Origin of the sequence: Mucilaginibacter sp. UYCu711 (genome assembly GCF_050433825.1) — a bacterium.
In the GTDB taxonomy this organism is placed as follows: domain Bacteria; phylum Bacteroidota; class Bacteroidia; order Sphingobacteriales; family Sphingobacteriaceae; genus Mucilaginibacter.
Window position 1 is genome coordinate 116,192 of the sequence record NZ_JBNPWM010000005.1, and the last position, 14,300, is coordinate 130,491.

At 44.8% G+C, this 14,300-nt stretch carries 12 protein-coding genes; 10 read left to right on the forward strand and 2 right to left on the reverse strand.

Annotation, left to right across the window (positions count from 1 at the left end; all coding sequences use genetic code 11):
* Nucleotides 1–24: 24 nt before the first annotated feature.
* Nucleotides 25–1,041 carry a LacI family DNA-binding transcriptional regulator gene (locus ABIB50_RS12105; RefSeq protein ID WP_429379986.1) on the reverse strand — a complete coding sequence of 339 codons (1,017 nt, stop codon included), beginning with the start codon at nucleotides 1,039–1,041 and terminating at the stop codon, nucleotides 25–27.
* Nucleotides 1,042–1,273: 232 nt separating this feature from the next.
* On the opposite strand from ABIB50_RS12105, the gene fucP reads away from it, so the two are divergent.
* From fucP to ABIB50_RS12120, 3 genes are read left to right on the forward strand one after another with little or no spacing between them, the layout of a single operon-like run.
* Nucleotides 1,274–2,539: an L-fucose:H+ symporter permease gene (fucP, locus tag ABIB50_RS12110; protein WP_429379987.1), complete on the forward strand. Its 1,266-nt coding sequence runs from the start codon at nucleotides 1,274–1,276 to the stop codon at nucleotides 2,537–2,539.
* A gap of 2 nt (nucleotides 2,540–2,541) precedes the next feature.
* Nucleotides 2,542–2,871: an L-rhamnose mutarotase gene (locus tag ABIB50_RS12115; RefSeq protein WP_429379988.1), complete on the forward strand. Its 330-nt coding sequence runs from the start codon at nucleotides 2,542–2,544 to the stop codon at nucleotides 2,869–2,871.
* 9 nt (nucleotides 2,872–2,880) lie between these two features.
* Nucleotides 2,881–3,645 carry an SDR family NAD(P)-dependent oxidoreductase gene (locus ABIB50_RS12120; protein WP_429379989.1) on the forward strand — a complete coding sequence of 255 codons (765 nt, stop codon included), beginning with the start codon at nucleotides 2,881–2,883 and terminating at the stop codon, nucleotides 3,643–3,645.
* On the opposite strand, the gene ABIB50_RS12125 is transcribed toward ABIB50_RS12120, so the two are convergent.
* Complete coding sequence (locus ABIB50_RS12125) at nucleotides 3,629–3,889, reverse strand: hypothetical protein (RefSeq protein WP_429379990.1); 261 nt, start codon at nucleotides 3,887–3,889, stop codon at nucleotides 3,629–3,631. The two genes, ABIB50_RS12120 and ABIB50_RS12125, sit on opposite strands and share 17 nt — an antisense overlap.
* Before the next feature lie 33 nt (nucleotides 3,890–3,922).
* On the opposite strand from ABIB50_RS12125, the gene ABIB50_RS12130 reads away from it, so the two are divergent.
* The 7 genes from ABIB50_RS12130 to ABIB50_RS12160 all read left to right on the forward strand — a co-directional run bounded on the left by ABIB50_RS12130 (nucleotide 3,923) and on the right by ABIB50_RS12160 (nucleotide 14,286).
* Nucleotides 3,923–4,780, forward strand: a complete 858-nt coding sequence (locus ABIB50_RS12130; protein ID WP_429379991.1) for a fumarylacetoacetate hydrolase family protein — start codon at nucleotides 3,923–3,925, stop codon at nucleotides 4,778–4,780.
* Nucleotides 4,767–5,597, forward strand: coding sequence for an amidohydrolase family protein (locus ABIB50_RS12135; protein ID WP_429379992.1), 831 nt, complete (start codon nucleotides 4,767–4,769; stop codon nucleotides 5,595–5,597). Before ABIB50_RS12130 ends, ABIB50_RS12135 begins: the two co-directional genes overlap by 14 nt.
* A 138-nt stretch (nucleotides 5,598–5,735) precedes the next feature.
* Nucleotides 5,736–6,518 carry an SDR family oxidoreductase gene (locus ABIB50_RS12140; RefSeq protein ID WP_429379993.1) on the forward strand — a complete coding sequence of 261 codons (783 nt, stop codon included), beginning with the start codon at nucleotides 5,736–5,738 and terminating at the stop codon, nucleotides 6,516–6,518.
* A gap of 590 nt (nucleotides 6,519–7,108) precedes the next feature.
* The gene (locus tag ABIB50_RS12145) at nucleotides 7,109–9,079 is read left to right on the forward strand and encodes an FAD-dependent oxidoreductase (RefSeq protein ID WP_429379994.1); all 1,971 of its coding nucleotides are present in this window, start codon (nucleotides 7,109–7,111) and stop codon (nucleotides 9,077–9,079) included.
* Between the two features lie 354 nt (nucleotides 9,080–9,433).
* A complete protein-coding gene (locus ABIB50_RS12150; RefSeq protein WP_429379995.1) occupies nucleotides 9,434–10,330 on the forward strand; it encodes an AraC family transcriptional regulator in 897 nt (298 codons plus the stop codon).
* Nucleotides 10,331–10,508: 178 nt separating this feature from the next.
* Nucleotides 10,509–11,699, forward strand: a complete 1,191-nt coding sequence (locus ABIB50_RS12155; protein ID WP_429379996.1) for a glycoside hydrolase family 172 protein — start codon at nucleotides 10,509–10,511, stop codon at nucleotides 11,697–11,699.
* 10 nt (nucleotides 11,700–11,709) lie between these two features.
* Nucleotides 11,710–14,286, forward strand: a complete 2,577-nt coding sequence (locus tag ABIB50_RS12160; protein WP_429379997.1) for a GH116 family glycosyl hydrolase — start codon at nucleotides 11,710–11,712, stop codon at nucleotides 14,284–14,286.
* Nucleotides 14,287–14,300 lie beyond the last annotated feature (14 nt).

Consider the following 14,300-nt stretch of genomic DNA (forward strand, 5'->3'; position numbering starts at 1 on the left):
GCAGATTCTATAAAAAGAAGATTCCTATTTATTATCGATCAGATGCAGTTCTGTATCTAAAATCCTGGTTTCAAACTCGGTGATGGGGTATTTGCTTTCAATCAGTTTTAAAAGCATTTCAACCGCTACCTGCCCCATTTCGAAGGATTTTTGTTTGACGTAGGATAGCGAAGGCTGTAACAGGTCAACCACATCCGAGTTGGAGAAACCGGCTATAGCTATTTCTTTGGGATCGAAATTTAAATTCTTCAATGCCCGTATACATGATATGCTGATCCGGTCGCTGCTGATGAATATGGCATCGGGTTTATTGGTTGATGCCAGCAGCTCTTTAACTGCATCTTCCACCTCCTGGTAATCGTTACCGCCTTTGCTGCAGTTGCGGATCAACTCGGGCCTGAAGTGGATATGGTAATCGGCCAGCGCTTTCATGTAGCCGGCCAAACGCTCGTTGGTGATAGATAATTGCGGCGCGTTAGATAACAAGGCTATCTTTTTACGCCCCGCTTTAATCAACGATTCGGTTGCCTGGTAAGCGCCGCCAAAATTATCAGATGTTACCTTAAAAGTATTTATCTCATCAATTATCCGGTCGAAGAAAACAATGGGTAACCCATCCTCATGCAACGTTTTCAGGAAGCTATAATCAGATGTTCCGGCCGACATAGAGATCAGCAAACCATCAACCGACCGCTGGGCCAGGTGGTTAACATTGATCAGCTCCCGCTCAGACGAATCATGGGTTTGCGTTATGATGGTATGATAACCCCGCTCGTAAGCAATCGACTCGATACCGGCTATCGCCTGCGAAAAAAAACTGTTAGCCAGTTTAGGTACCACAATACCAATGGAGTAACTGCGCCTGTTTTTAAGGCTCAGCGCTATGGGGTTTGATTTGTAGTTAACCTGTTTGGCATAATCCATAACCAGTTTCTTGGTTTCGGTGCTTATTTCATAACCATCGCGCAATGCCCGCGACACCGTAGAGGGCGAAAGTTTAAGCGCTAAAGCTATATCTTTTATGGTAGCCGGTTTATACATTTTAATTGGCAGGTTAACTAAAAGCAATTATACGGTTAATTAAAAACACTTCAACTATCAGGTTCAAATCGGCAACGATTGCATAAAAATTAGTTTATTTATTACCCTGTTAAATGGTATTTTTAAATGATTTATGCCAAAATCGCTCAATATTTAGTTAATAAGTATTACTTTGTGATATGTTTATATGCTTTCTTTGCTATAACCAATAATAAACCAACTTGTAACCATTATGTCGAAAAATAAATACCTGTTCCCATTAATTTTGGTGACTTCCTTGTTTTTTCTGTGGGCATTCCTGCACAACATTAATCCAATCCTTATCCCGCACTTAAAAAAGGCATGCCAGTTAACAGATACCCAATCATCATTTATTGATTCGGCGGTTTACCTGGGTTATTTTTTAATAGCTGTCCCCGCGGGGTTATTTGTGCATAAATACAGCTATAAAAAAGGCATCATTGTAGGTTTAACGCTATATGCATTGGGCGCATTGTTGTTTATCCCGGCCGCTAACGCGCATAGCTATATGTTCTTTTTGATCGCGTTATTTATCATTGCCAGCGGGGCCACGTTTTTAGAGACAATTGCCAATCCGTACATAACCCTGTTGGGCGATAAAGAATCATCGGCACAACGGTTAAACTTTGCGCAATCATTTAACGGGGTAGGCGCGTTTGTAGCGCCAATTATAGGCGGGCAGGTTATCCTGTCGGGTATTGAACATACACCTGCCGAATTAAAAAACATGTCGGCCGGCCAATTGGCAGCTTACCTGCAATCAGAAGCAAACACGGTAAAGGTCCCATATTTAATAATTGGTGGTTTGGTTATTTTGCTGATCCTGTTATTTGTATTTACCCGGATCCCCGATGTTAAAGAGGACGATAGCGCGGTTGACAGCCATACAGCCGGTACAGATTTTTCGGCCAGAGTATTAAAGCATTCACACGTATCATGGGCGGTTATAGCACAGTTTTTTTATGTGGGTGCGCAGGTAGGCGTGGGTAGTTTCTTTATCCGTTACTCCAAATTTGTTGCGGACATAGCCGAAAGAGAGGCCGCGTTTTTATGGGGATCAATAGCCATGGTTGGCTTTATGGTTGGCCGTTTTGCCGGTACTTTCTTTATGCGTTATATTGATGCCGCCCGATTGTTAAGTATCTATGCGGCTATCAGTATATTACTGTTAATTATAGCTTTAGCTACGCATGGCAATGTTGCGCTGTACGCGGTTATGGCGGTGCCGTTCTTTATGTCAATCATGTTCCCAACTATATTTGCATTAGGTATTAAAGGTTTGGGCGAGGAAACAAAAATTGCTTCATCGTTCCTGGTTATGGCAATTATAGGTGGTGGCGTAGCGCCATTGTTTATGGGGCTGATATCCGACAAAACAGGCAGCATCCAAATGGCCTATATCGTGCCTTTATTATGTTTTGTGGTAGTATTGTACTATGGCTTAAAAGGGCATAAGGTTGTAAAAAAAGCGGCGTAATTATGAGCAGATATTGTTTAGCCTTAGATTTGGTTGACGACCCGCAACTGATAGCGGAATACGAGAAATACCACGAGAAGATCTGGCCCGAGATCCACGATAGCATTACCGGTGGCGGTATAACCGATATGGAGATCTACCGTTTTGGTAACCGCCTATTTATGATCATGGAAACGGGTGCCGGTTTTAGCTTCGATAAAAAAGGAGCTATGGATGCGGCCAATCCAAAAGTACAGGAGTGGGAGCTGCTGATGTGGAAATATCAGCAGGCTATCCCCGGCGCCAGGCCCGGCGAAAAATGGGTGTTAATGAATAAAATTTTTAGTCTATAGTAAAATACAATGTTTAGTTTAAAAGGAAAATCGGTAGTAATAACCGGTGGCGGCAGTGGGATAGGCAAAGCAATATCGGTGCTTTTTGGCAAACAGGGCGCCTTTGTGCATATCATCGAACTAAATGCCGAAGCTGCAAAAGAAACCGTTGATGAAATAGTAAATGATGGCGGCAAAGCCATAAGCTATAGCTGCAATGTGAGCGACCAGCAACAAATAGTTAAAACCTACAATGAGATAGGTGTAATTGATATCCTGGTTAATAATGCAGGCATAGCCCACATTGGTGTTGCCGATACGACCAGCGAAGAAGATTTTACCCGCATATTTAATGTAAACGTAAAAGGCGTTTATAATTCGCTGTTCGCGGCTATACCGTTAATGAAAGCAAAAGGCGGCGGCGTTATTTTAAATATGGCATCGATAGCGGCGGTGGTTGGTATCACCAGCAGGTTTGCCTATTCCATGAGTAAGGGTGCTGTCTCAGCTATGACACTATCCGTAGCACGCGATTATATGGCCGACAACATTCGCTGCAACAGCATATCCCCGGCAAGGGTACACACCCCGTTTGTGGATGGTTTTATAGCCAAGAACTATGCAGGGCAGGAAGAAGAGATGTTTGATAAACTATCAAAGAGCCAGCCGATTGGCCGAATGGGCAAGCCCGAAGAGGTGGCTTCGCTGGCGTTGTATTTATGCAGCGGCGAGGCCGGTTTTGTAACCGGCTGTGATTATTTGCTGGATGGGGGATTTGTTAAATTGAATAATTAGAGAAGCGCGGCGGCGCAGGGAGGTGGTTACTCACCCCGACATCGCTGCGCTCGTCACCCCTCTCTTCGCCTTCGGCGGAAAGAGGGGAAGGGAAAAAAAACAACAAAAACAAAAAACCACCCTCTTTCCGCGCAGCGAAGAGAGGGTGGTCCAGCGAAGCGTAGACCGGGTGAGTCGACGCGGACAGGCGGAAATAATACAAGCAAACTATATCAACAACCGTAGCGACGAGTTTCAAACCCATCGCTACAAAAAATTATAAATAAACACTACTACAATGAAACTAATAAGATGGGGAAACCCGGGCGCAGAAAAAACAGGGGTAATTATTAACGATACTAACTACGAGACATCCGCCTTTGGCGAAGATTATAACGAGCAGTTTTTTGAGACTGACGGATTAGCACGTTTGGGTAAATTCCTGGCTGCTAACGAAGGTAAATTACCCAAAGTTGCCGATGGCGAACGTTTGGGCAGCCCGTTTGCACGGCCGTCAAAGATCCTGTGTATCGGTTTAAATTTTGCTGATCACGCTAAAGAAAGCGGTGCCACGCCACCTGCCGAGCCGGTGCTGTTCATGAAGTCGACCACCGCGTTGGTTGGTCCTAATGATGATGTTGTCATTCCACAGGATTCTGTTAAAACTGATTGGGAAGTTGAGCTGGCCGTGGTTATCGGCAAAAAAGCAAGCTATGTTAGCGAGGCCGAGGCATTAGATTATATTGCCGGCTATGTATTGCATAATGATGTGTCGGAGCGCGAGTTCCAGTTAGAGCGTGGCGGGACCTGGGATAAAGGTAAGGGTTGCGATACCTTTGCGCCTATGGGCCCGTTTATGGCAACACCTGATGAACTGGGCGATATCAATAACCTGCGCCTTTGGCTAAAAGTAAACGGCCAGATCATGCAGAACGGCAATACCTCAAACTTCATTTTTGATGTGCCGACTGTTATAGCCTACGTAAGTAAATTTATGACCCTGCTGCCGGGCGATATCATATCAACCGGTACGCCTGCAGGTGTTGGCCTGGGCTTTAAGCCGCCTGTTTACTTAAAACCGGGCGATGTTATGGAATTGGGTATTGATGGATTAGGCCAATCAAAACAAGTGTTAAAAGCTTATGCCAAGAATTGATTCGCATCAACACTTTTGGAATTACGATCCGGTAGCACACAGCTGGATCAATGATGATATGGAGATCATCCGGCAGGATTTTTTGCCGGGCGATTTGGAACCGATATTACACGAATACGGCTTTAACGGCTGCGTTGCCGTACAGGCAGATCAAACCGAAACCGAAAATCATTTCCTGCTGGAGCAGGCTATGAACAATGATTTTGTTAAAGGCGTAGTAGGTTGGGTTGACTTTAAAGCGGCAAACATTGAAGATAGGTTGGCCTATTATAAGCAGTTTGATAAGCTAAAAGGGTTCCGCCATATTTTGCAGGGCGAAGCCGACAGGGCCTATATGCTTAATGCCGGCTTTAAAAGCGGGATAGTTAAGCTTAAGCAGTTTGGTTATACCTATGATATTTTGATCTATACCGATCAGTTAGGATTCGCTAATGAATTTGCAGCGACGTTCCCTGATCAGCCTTTTGTGATCGATCATTTGGCAAAGCCTGATATTAAAAATAGCGATATCGATCAATGGGCAAAGGGTATGAAAACCATCGCCCAAAATAAAAATGTAAGCTGTAAAATATCAGGCATGGTTACTGAAGCCGACTGGAAGGAATGGAAATACGAAGATTTTATGCCTTATATGGATGTGGTGTTTGAGGCGTTTGGTGCGGATAGGGTAATGTATGGATCAGATTGGCCGGTATGCCGCGTTGCCGCCACCTATGGCGAAATGCTGAGTATCCCCGAAATATATGTAGCTAAATTATCTGATACAGAACAAAGCAAGTTTTGGGGTGATAATGCGAGTAGGTTTTATGGGCTTTAAATAAACTCCCCGTTTGTCATTTCGAGCATAGGGAGAAATCTATACACGCGCTAACTGAACAATGTATAGATTTCTCCCTACGGTCGAAATGACATAGCGGTAATCAATCAAAAAGGTAAAATACTAAAACATCAAAAGATGGACTTACAATTAAGAAATAAAGTGATCATTGTAACCGGCGGTGCCAAAGGCATTGGCGAAGGCATTGTAAAAGTATTGGCTAATGAGGGCGCTATCCCGGTGATAGTGGGCCGCAAAGCCGAAGATAATTTAAAGGTGGTTGATGAGCTGGCATCGCATGGGTTTGAATCGTTCCAGGTAGTAGCCGAGCTGACCAACCCTGATGATTGCGAAAAAGCCGTAGAAGCCGTTATAGCCAAATATGGGCGCATAGAGGGTTTGATAAACAATGCCGGTGTAAATGATGGCGTAGGGCTTGAAAGTGGCAACTACGATGACTTTATGCGGAGCCTGCAACGCAATGTGGTGCATTATTACCTGATGGCAAAATTTGCCCTGCCCGAGCTTAAAAAATCAAAAGGGAATATCGTAAATATAGGCTCGAAAGTGGCAGATACCGGCCAGGGTAATACCTCGGCGTATGCCGCAGCCAACGGGGGGCGTAACGCCTTAACCCGCGAATGGGCTGTTGAGCTTTTACCTTACGGGATAAGAGTGAACGCTGTTATTGTCGCCGAATGCTGGACACCACTTTACGAAGCCTACATAGCCGGGATGGCGAACCCAGAACAGAAATTAAAGGATATCGTAAAAAACATCCCGCTTGGCCACCGCATGACCACAGCCGAAGAGATTGCCAATATGGTTGTATTCCTGCTATCAGAAGTATCAAGCCATACCACCGGGCAGTTAATTCATGTTGATGGCGGGTATACGCATTTGGATAGAGTAATAGAGTAATAATTAGAAAGCGGTTAGATTTTAAAAAAGCAAAGGCTCAGGAGGCACCTCCGGAGCCTTTTTGCTTATGAGAATTTTGCTATAAACAGGTAGTTCCGCTGGAACTTATTTATTTAGTTAGGCATCTGTGACTCCGGAGGAGTCGCCTGTTTATAGCTTAGTAGTATAAAAAAGGAATGGCCAGAGGAGGCACCTCCGGAGTCTTTTTGCTTATGAGAATTTTGCTATAAACAGGTAGTTCCGCTGGAACTTATTTAGTTATGCATCTATGATTCCGGAGGAGTCGCCTGTTTATAGCTTAGTAGTATAAAAAGGAATGGCCAGAGGAGGCACCTCCGGAGTCTTTTTGCTTATGAGAATTTTGCTATAAACAGGTAGTTCCGCTGGAACTTATTTAGTTAGTTAGGCATCTGTGACTCCGGAGGAGTCGCCTGTTTATAGCTTGGTAGTATAAAAAAGGAATGGCTCCAGAGGAGCCTCCTTTAATAAAGCGGTGTTACTATTTGATATTAAATTCACAATGATAGATTTGTAGAACCAATAATAAATCTATGCGTAAATCACTTGCTACATGTTGCGTCCTATTTTTAATGTCCTTCTGTCTTAATAAAGCAGAAGCGCAACCAAAAACCAAACCGGCATCATCCGTGGCCATCTGCGTTTACGGTGGTACATCCGCAGGTGTAATTGCCGCGTATGCTGCTGCTAAGCTAAATAAAAGCGTAGTGCTGATAGAGCCTGGTAACCGCCTTGGCGGCCTTTCAACCGGTGGGTTGGGTTATACCGATATCGGCAATAAATATGTGGTAACCGGCTTGGCACGCGATTTTTACCGCCGTATAGGCCAGCACTATGGCAGGTTTGAACAATGGACCTTCGAGCCAAAAGTTGCCGAAGCCATCTTCCTGGATTATATTAAACGTGGTAATGTTAAAGTGATCTACAATACCCGGTTACGCAAAGTGATAAAGAGGGGTAATCATATCTCGGCCATCGAGTTAGAGAGCGCTTTAAATCCATCAGCAAAAACACAAATTATAGCAGCCAGCCAGTTTATCGATTGCACTTACGAGGGCGACCTGATGGCAAAAGCAGGTGTAAGCTATACCACCGGTCGTGAGGCCAACAGCGTTTACAACGAAACTGTTAATGGGGTGCAAATAAGAGAAGGGCACCAGTTCCCGGACGGTATCGACCCCTATAAAATTCCGGGTAAGCCAGAAAGTGGTTTGCTTTGGGGAATAAGCCCGGAGACTATGGCGCCCTTTGGCAGCGGCGATAAAAAGATCCAGTCGTACAATTTCAGGTTATGCTTAACTAACGACCCGGCCAATAAAGTTGAAATAACCCGGCCCGAAGGCTACGACTCTACCCATTACGAATTATTATTAAGATACCTTGCCGCAAAACCGGCGAAGGATTGGAGCGCTTTCCTGAAGCCGGATATGATGCCAAATCATAAAACGGATATCAATAATAGCGGTCCGTTTAGTACGGATATGATAGGGATGAACTATGCTTATCCCGATGGCGATTATGCAACCCGCGCGGCCATAACCAAAGCGCACGAGGTTTACACCAAAGGTTTCCTTTACTTTATTGGGCACGACCCACGCATGCCGGAGCACTTGCGTAACCAAATGCTGAAATGGGGCTATCCAAAAGACGAGTACACCAATAACGGCAACTTTACCCCGCAAATGTATGTACGCGAGGCCAGGCGGATGCTGGGTGCTTACGTTATGACCGAAGCCAATTGCCTGCGCAAAGAAGTGGTTGAAGATGGGGTAGGCATGGGCGCTTATAATATGGACAGCCACAATGCCGAGCGTATTGTACTAAACGGCATGGTAAAGAACGAGGGTGATGTGCAGTTACGCGGTATTAGTCCGTACCCTGTTGCTTACCGGTCTATTATCCCTAAAAAAGAGCAATGCGATAACTTAACGGTGCCGGTTTGTTTGTCGGCCAGCCATATGGCTTATGGGTCTATAAGGATGGAGCCGGTGTTTATGGTACTGGCGCAATCGGCAGCGGTAGCGGCCAGCCAGGCTATTGATAAAAATACCGGCGTACAGCAAATAGACGTTAAACAATTACAGGCCGAACTGAAAAGTAATCCCCTGGTTGACCACAGCACCGCCGAAATACTGGTTGATAATGATGATACCGAACATGTAACCAAAACCGGCTCATGGCGGCGCGGAACTGCCGGCGGTTATGGCCCGTCGTTTTATTTGGATACCGCTAAGTCCATCCCAACAGAAATTAAATTTATCCCGGAGGTTAAAAAGGCCGGTAAGTATCACGTCTACTTGTATGTTCCCAAAGTATCGCGCGCATCACTGCTAACGCAGATCCAGATCTCTGACGGGCAAAACGTCATCACCAAAACCATTAATAAAAACGATGTACAGGTAGTTGGCCAAACGCAGGGCGAGTGGGTATCATTAGGTATAAATGGGTTCTATGCGGGTAAAAACGGGTATGTAATGGTAACAAATAAGGGAGCTGATGGCGCAATTGTAGCCGATGCGGTTCTGTTGGTTCCGGAGAATTAAAACTTGAAAAGTTTGTTTCATCTTGTTTCAAAAAACGTGTTTCATAGCGGCTAAAATGTGTATTTCTTAACTATTTGATTTTGAGTTTTTTATAGTAATATATTAGCGAAAAATCCTGACGTAAAAGTTGTTTCATTTTGTTTCACTTGTTTTTTATAAATTACTGTTATACAGTTAATTAGCTTGTGATCTTGTTTCATTTGTTTCATTTGTTTGGCATTTTCGTGAAACAAAACAGTGTAAGTTATGGATTGGCTTTGCTTGCCCGGAGCATATCGACTGTTAGTAAGTTATTTTACCCTGGTTATTGGTAATAAGGTTTATTATATGAATATTTGCTATAGTAAACCAATTATGAAACCCCAGTTATTAAAAGTTACCAGCGAAATTGTACACTCGTTCAATGCCCGGCAGGACAAAGCGCCTAACATTAATAATCGTTGGCACTATCATCCCGAGCTGGAGCTGGTATATTTTCACCGTGGCTCGGGTACGCAGTTTGTAGGCGATAATATCAAGATCTTTGGTCCCGGTGATATGGTATTGGTGGGCAAGAACCTGCCGCATTATTGGAAGTATGATGAAGCCGAAGTAGAATTGGACGGCTCGCAGCCCTTTGCTACCGTAATGCACTTTTACGATAACTTTTTGGGTGATAGCTTCCTTAACCTGCCCGAAAACAAAACTATAAAAGCAACGCTTGATAGCGCTACCCGCGGTTTACAGATATTGGGGCCTGCTAAAAAGAAGATAGCCGCCTATATGCAGGAGATCCTAACCACCGAAGGCCCGCGCCGCATATTGCTGTTATTGGAGACCCTGCTTGCTATAAGCGAGTGCCCGGAAAAGAAAGTACTGGCATCATTGGGTTTCAGGCAAAATTTTGAGGAGGCTGATAAGGACCGCATCAACTCGATATGCGAGTACTCCTTCGCTAACTTTAAAAGCAAGATTTTGCTGGAAGAGATTGCAGGGATAGCCAACCTTAGTCCCAACTCGTTCTGCCGCTATTTTAAGCTGAAAACACAAAAAACCTACTCGCAGTTTATAAACGAGATCCGCATAGGCCATGCCTGTAAATTGCTGATAGAAGATAGCGTTAACGTTAAACAGATCTGCTATGAGAGCGGCTTTAATAACTTCTCCAGCTTCCACTCAGCGTTTAAAAGCGTAACGGGTAAAACGCCGCTGGGCTATCAAAGCAAGTTCCTGGTAAACAATAGCAAGGTTAAACCAAGCCTTGCTGGCTAAATATCAAGTCGAAACTTGTATAAACAAGATGTTTAAACGTTTCTCGTTTTAAATGGAAAAATTGTGACTTTTTTTTCTTTACTTCATGTTAAATTCCAATATTGGAGGCTGATAACCAACTATCCGGGCTTTAAACCAACCCGTTAACCATTATACCAATTATTAAACCTGCTAAACAATGAAAAAGTTAACCCTTAGTCTTGCCTGCTTTTTGCTTATTTTTAAATGTTTTGGGCAGCAAAACGAAAAATTTAATGGCCTTGACATGAACCTTGGTACATTATCAAGACTGTCAGATGCTAAAACACGATCTATCAGTCCTGAAAACTTTACCGGCGAAAAAGGTAAGGGCGGCATGGCCGATCCCGTGAAAGATAAAGGCAAACGCAACATTGCCAATGCTACCAGTGCTGCCCGCGATTTGGGTATAGGCTGGAAAGTTAACCCATATATTATCATCAATGCCGGCGAAACCATCACCATTGCCGAGATGACCGGCCCAGGCGCCATACAACATATCTGGATGACGCCTACAGGTAACTGGCGCTTATCAATCCTGCGTTTTTATTGGGATGATGAGACTGAGCCATCTATTGAGTGCCCGGTCGGCGCGTTCTTTGGTATGGGCTGGAACGCTTACTCGCCGCTAAATTCATTGCCGGTTGCGGTAAACCCGGGCAGCGCTTTTAACTGCTACTGGAAAATGCCTTTCCGAAAAAAATGCCGTATTACTATGCAAAACCTTGACGACAGGCAGATGAGCTTGTACTACCAGGTTGATTATACCTTAACTAAAGTTGGTGCCGATGAAGGATATCTGCACGCGCAGTTCCGCAAATCCAAACATGGTGATAGCGGTTTATATACTATAGTTGACGGCATTAAAGGTAAGGGCCAATATGTAGGCACTTATATGGGCGTTGATGTAAATAACAACGGCTGGTGGGGCGAAGGCGAGATCAAATTCTTTATGGATGGTGATACCGATTACGCTACCATAGTTGGTACCGGTACCGAGGATTATTTTTGCGGATCGTATGATTTTGATACACGTAAGAAGAATGCCGCCGGTATGGAAGAAGTTAATTATACCGAGTTCTCCACGCCATACACGGGTATGCCGCAGGTTATAAAAGGCGATGGCCATTACCAGATACGACAGCGCTTTGGCCTATATCGCTGGCACATCCAGGACCCTATCCGCTTTGATAAGGATTTGAAAGTTACTATACAGGACCTTGGCTGGAAATCGGGCGGAAGATATCTGGCGCAGCACTCGGATATTATATCTGTAGCATTCTGGTACCAGGATGGTGGGCATACATCTTTCCCAAAACTACCGGCAAAGGATGATTTAGAGATCAATTAAAATTGTCTTTATGAAAGATCAATCAGGCAGACGTGTATTTCTCAGGAATATCGGGGTTGGGGGTGTGGCTGCATTCTTACCTGTCGGCAGTGTAAAAGCGTTTGACAGGAAGGAAGCAGCGATTGAGAATGATATAAAAGTTGTGGATATTGATAAGCGCAAGTATAACGCACCTTATACCGGCAAATACAACAACCGCGTGGCCTTCCCTATTGGAGGCATAGGCGCGGGTATGTTTTGTTTGGAAGGTACCGGCGCTATCTCGCACATGTCAGTACGTAACTACCCCGAGATGTTTCATGAGCCTGCAGTGTTTGCTGCCATCAGCATAAAAGGGTTAAAAAATGGGGCTAAAGTTTTAGAGAGCAAAGTGCCGGGCTGGAAAAAATTTGGACAGCACGAATCAGCTCTCGGCGGTCCTGGTGCAACCTGGGGCTTGCCGCGTTTTGAAACCGCCGGGTTTTCGGCACGTTTCCCGTTTGCTGATATCGCTTTGAAAGATAAGGATGTACCTTTAGCTATCCAGATTAAGGGCTGGAGCCCGTTTATCCCAACGGATGAAGATAACTCCAGTTTACCGGTTGGTGGTTTAGAGTATCATTTTAAAAATACCGGCGCAAAAACAGAGGAATGTGTTTTTTCTTATAACAGCCGGCATTTTTTAAATCAGCTGGCTACCAAAAATACAGTTAATAGCATTAAAAACGGTTTTGTTATTTCCGTTGATGGCACCGAAGCCGATCCGCAAAAACAAGCCGATTTTGCCATATATACTGACGATGCAGCTACAGTAGTCGATCACTGCTGGTTTAGGGGTGGCTGGTTCGATGGGCTTACCATGGCCTGGAAAACCATTCAGGATGGCGAGGTGAAAAGTAATCCGCCGGTAGCAGATGCACAAGGGGCGTCGTTATTTGTTCCGTTTACATTAAAGCCGGGTCAGGAAAAAACAATCCGGCTGATGATGGCCTGGTATGTACCCAATACCAAAATTCACCTGGGCGAGGTTGATCCTGCCGATAAGGAAAGAGTAAACAAAGATCCGCTTCTAAAATATTACAAGCCCTGGTACAGCAGTAAGTTTAAAAACATAGCAGAGGTAGCCGCTTATTGGGATACCAACTATACCGATCTGCGTAATAAAACAAAACTATTTACCGATTCATTTTACAAAAGCACGCTGCCTGCCGAAGTTGTAGAGGCAGTGGCGGCTAATTTGACCATATTGAAATCGCCAACGGTACTACGGCAGTATGATGGCCGGTTTTGGTGTTGGGAGGGTTGTGGTGATAATGGTGGCAGCTGCCATGGCTCATGCACGCACGTGTGGAACTATGCGCAGGCGGTATCGCATTTGTTCCCAAATTTGGAGCGCAGCTTACGCAATACCGAGTTTAACGAAAGCCAAAATGCCGACGGGCACCAAATGTTCCGGTCGAACTTGCCGATTACGCGGGTGGTACATAATTTCCACGCGGCGTCCGATGGGCAGTTGGGCGGCATCATGAAAGTGCACCGCGAATGGCGTATCAGCGGCGATAATGAATGGTTGAAAAACATCTATCCCAAAGTGCAGGCAAGTTTGGATTACTGCATCAAAACCTGGGACCCAACTGGCAGCGGCGTTATACAGGAGCCGCATCATAATACCTACGATATCGAATTTTGGGGGCCGACGGGTTTTGCCACCAGTTTTTACCTGGGTGCGTTAAATTCATTAACAACAATGGGTAAGTTCCTGGGTAATGACATGCAGAAATATGAGACGCTGTATTCTAAAGGTCGCACCTATATGGAAAGCAACCTTTATAACGGCCAATACTTTACGCAGGAAATTAAATGGAAGGGCCTGCAAGCGCCCGACCCGACTAAAGTAAAATCCTTCGGATCGCAATATACACCTGAAGCGTTAGCCCTATTAGAGAAAGAAGGGCCAAAATATCAGTATGGCACCGGTGTGTTATCAGATGGAGTGATGGGGGCCTGGCTGTCGCGGATGTGTGGTTTGCCTGATCCGTTGGAAGCGGCTAAAACCCGTAATCATTTAAAAGCCGTTCATCAGTACAATTTAAAAAATAACCTGCATGAACACTCTAATCCGCAGCGGCCAACATTTGCCATAGGCAATGAGGCCGGTTTATTACTATGCTCATGGCCTAAAGGCGGCATGTTATCATTGCCATTTGTTTACAGTAATGAGGTTTGGACGGGGATTGAATACCAGGTAGCCTCGCACTTAATGCTGATGGGCGAAGTTCAAAAAGGCCTGGATATTGTACGCGCCTGCCGCGACAGGTATGACGGCGAGGTACGTAATCCTTTTAATGAATACGAGTGCGGCCACTGGTATGCCCGCGCTATGGCAAGTTATGGGATGCTGGAAGGGCTAACGGGCGTACGGTATGATGCGGTGAGTAAAGAATTGCATGTAGATTCGAAGGTGGGCGATTTTACCAGCTTCCTGTCTACCGCAAACGGGTTTGGAACTGTGACGCTTAAAGCAGGTGTGCCATCTTTAAATGTGGCATACGGTACTATCCCGGTTAATAAAGTGATCGTTTCGGGGGCGATAAAAAAAATGGGTTAATACCCGCAAACTAC

What these genes read in the sequence shown, in the direction of transcription:
- ABIB50_RS12105 (WP_429379986.1), bottom strand. Translation starts at nt 1,041, where the DNA reads ATGTATAAACCGGCTACCATAAAAGATATAGCTTTAGCGCTTAAACTT.
- fucP (WP_429379987.1), top strand. Translation starts at nt 1,274, where the DNA reads ATGTCGAAAAATAAATACCTGTTCCCATTAATTTTGGTGACTTCCTTG.
- ABIB50_RS12115 (WP_429379988.1), top strand. Translation starts at nt 2,542, where the DNA reads ATGAGCAGATATTGTTTAGCCTTAGATTTGGTTGACGACCCGCAACTG.
- ABIB50_RS12120 (WP_429379989.1), top strand. Translation starts at nt 2,881, where the DNA reads ATGTTTAGTTTAAAAGGAAAATCGGTAGTAATAACCGGTGGCGGCAGT.
- ABIB50_RS12125 (WP_429379990.1), bottom strand. Translation starts at nt 3,889, where the DNA reads ATGGGTTTGAAACTCGTCGCTACGGTTGTTGATATAGTTTGCTTGTAT.
- ABIB50_RS12130 (WP_429379991.1), top strand. Translation starts at nt 3,923, where the DNA reads ATGAAACTAATAAGATGGGGAAACCCGGGCGCAGAAAAAACAGGGGTA.
- ABIB50_RS12135 (WP_429379992.1), top strand. Translation starts at nt 4,767, where the DNA reads ATGCCAAGAATTGATTCGCATCAACACTTTTGGAATTACGATCCGGTA.
- ABIB50_RS12140 (WP_429379993.1), top strand. Translation starts at nt 5,736, where the DNA reads ATGGACTTACAATTAAGAAATAAAGTGATCATTGTAACCGGCGGTGCC.
- ABIB50_RS12145 (WP_429379994.1), top strand. Translation starts at nt 7,109, where the DNA reads ATGTCCTTCTGTCTTAATAAAGCAGAAGCGCAACCAAAAACCAAACCG.
- ABIB50_RS12150 (WP_429379995.1), top strand. Translation starts at nt 9,434, where the DNA reads ATGAAACCCCAGTTATTAAAAGTTACCAGCGAAATTGTACACTCGTTC.
- ABIB50_RS12155 (WP_429379996.1), top strand. Translation starts at nt 10,509, where the DNA reads ATGAAAAAGTTAACCCTTAGTCTTGCCTGCTTTTTGCTTATTTTTAAA.
- ABIB50_RS12160 (WP_429379997.1), top strand. Translation starts at nt 11,710, where the DNA reads ATGAAAGATCAATCAGGCAGACGTGTATTTCTCAGGAATATCGGGGTT.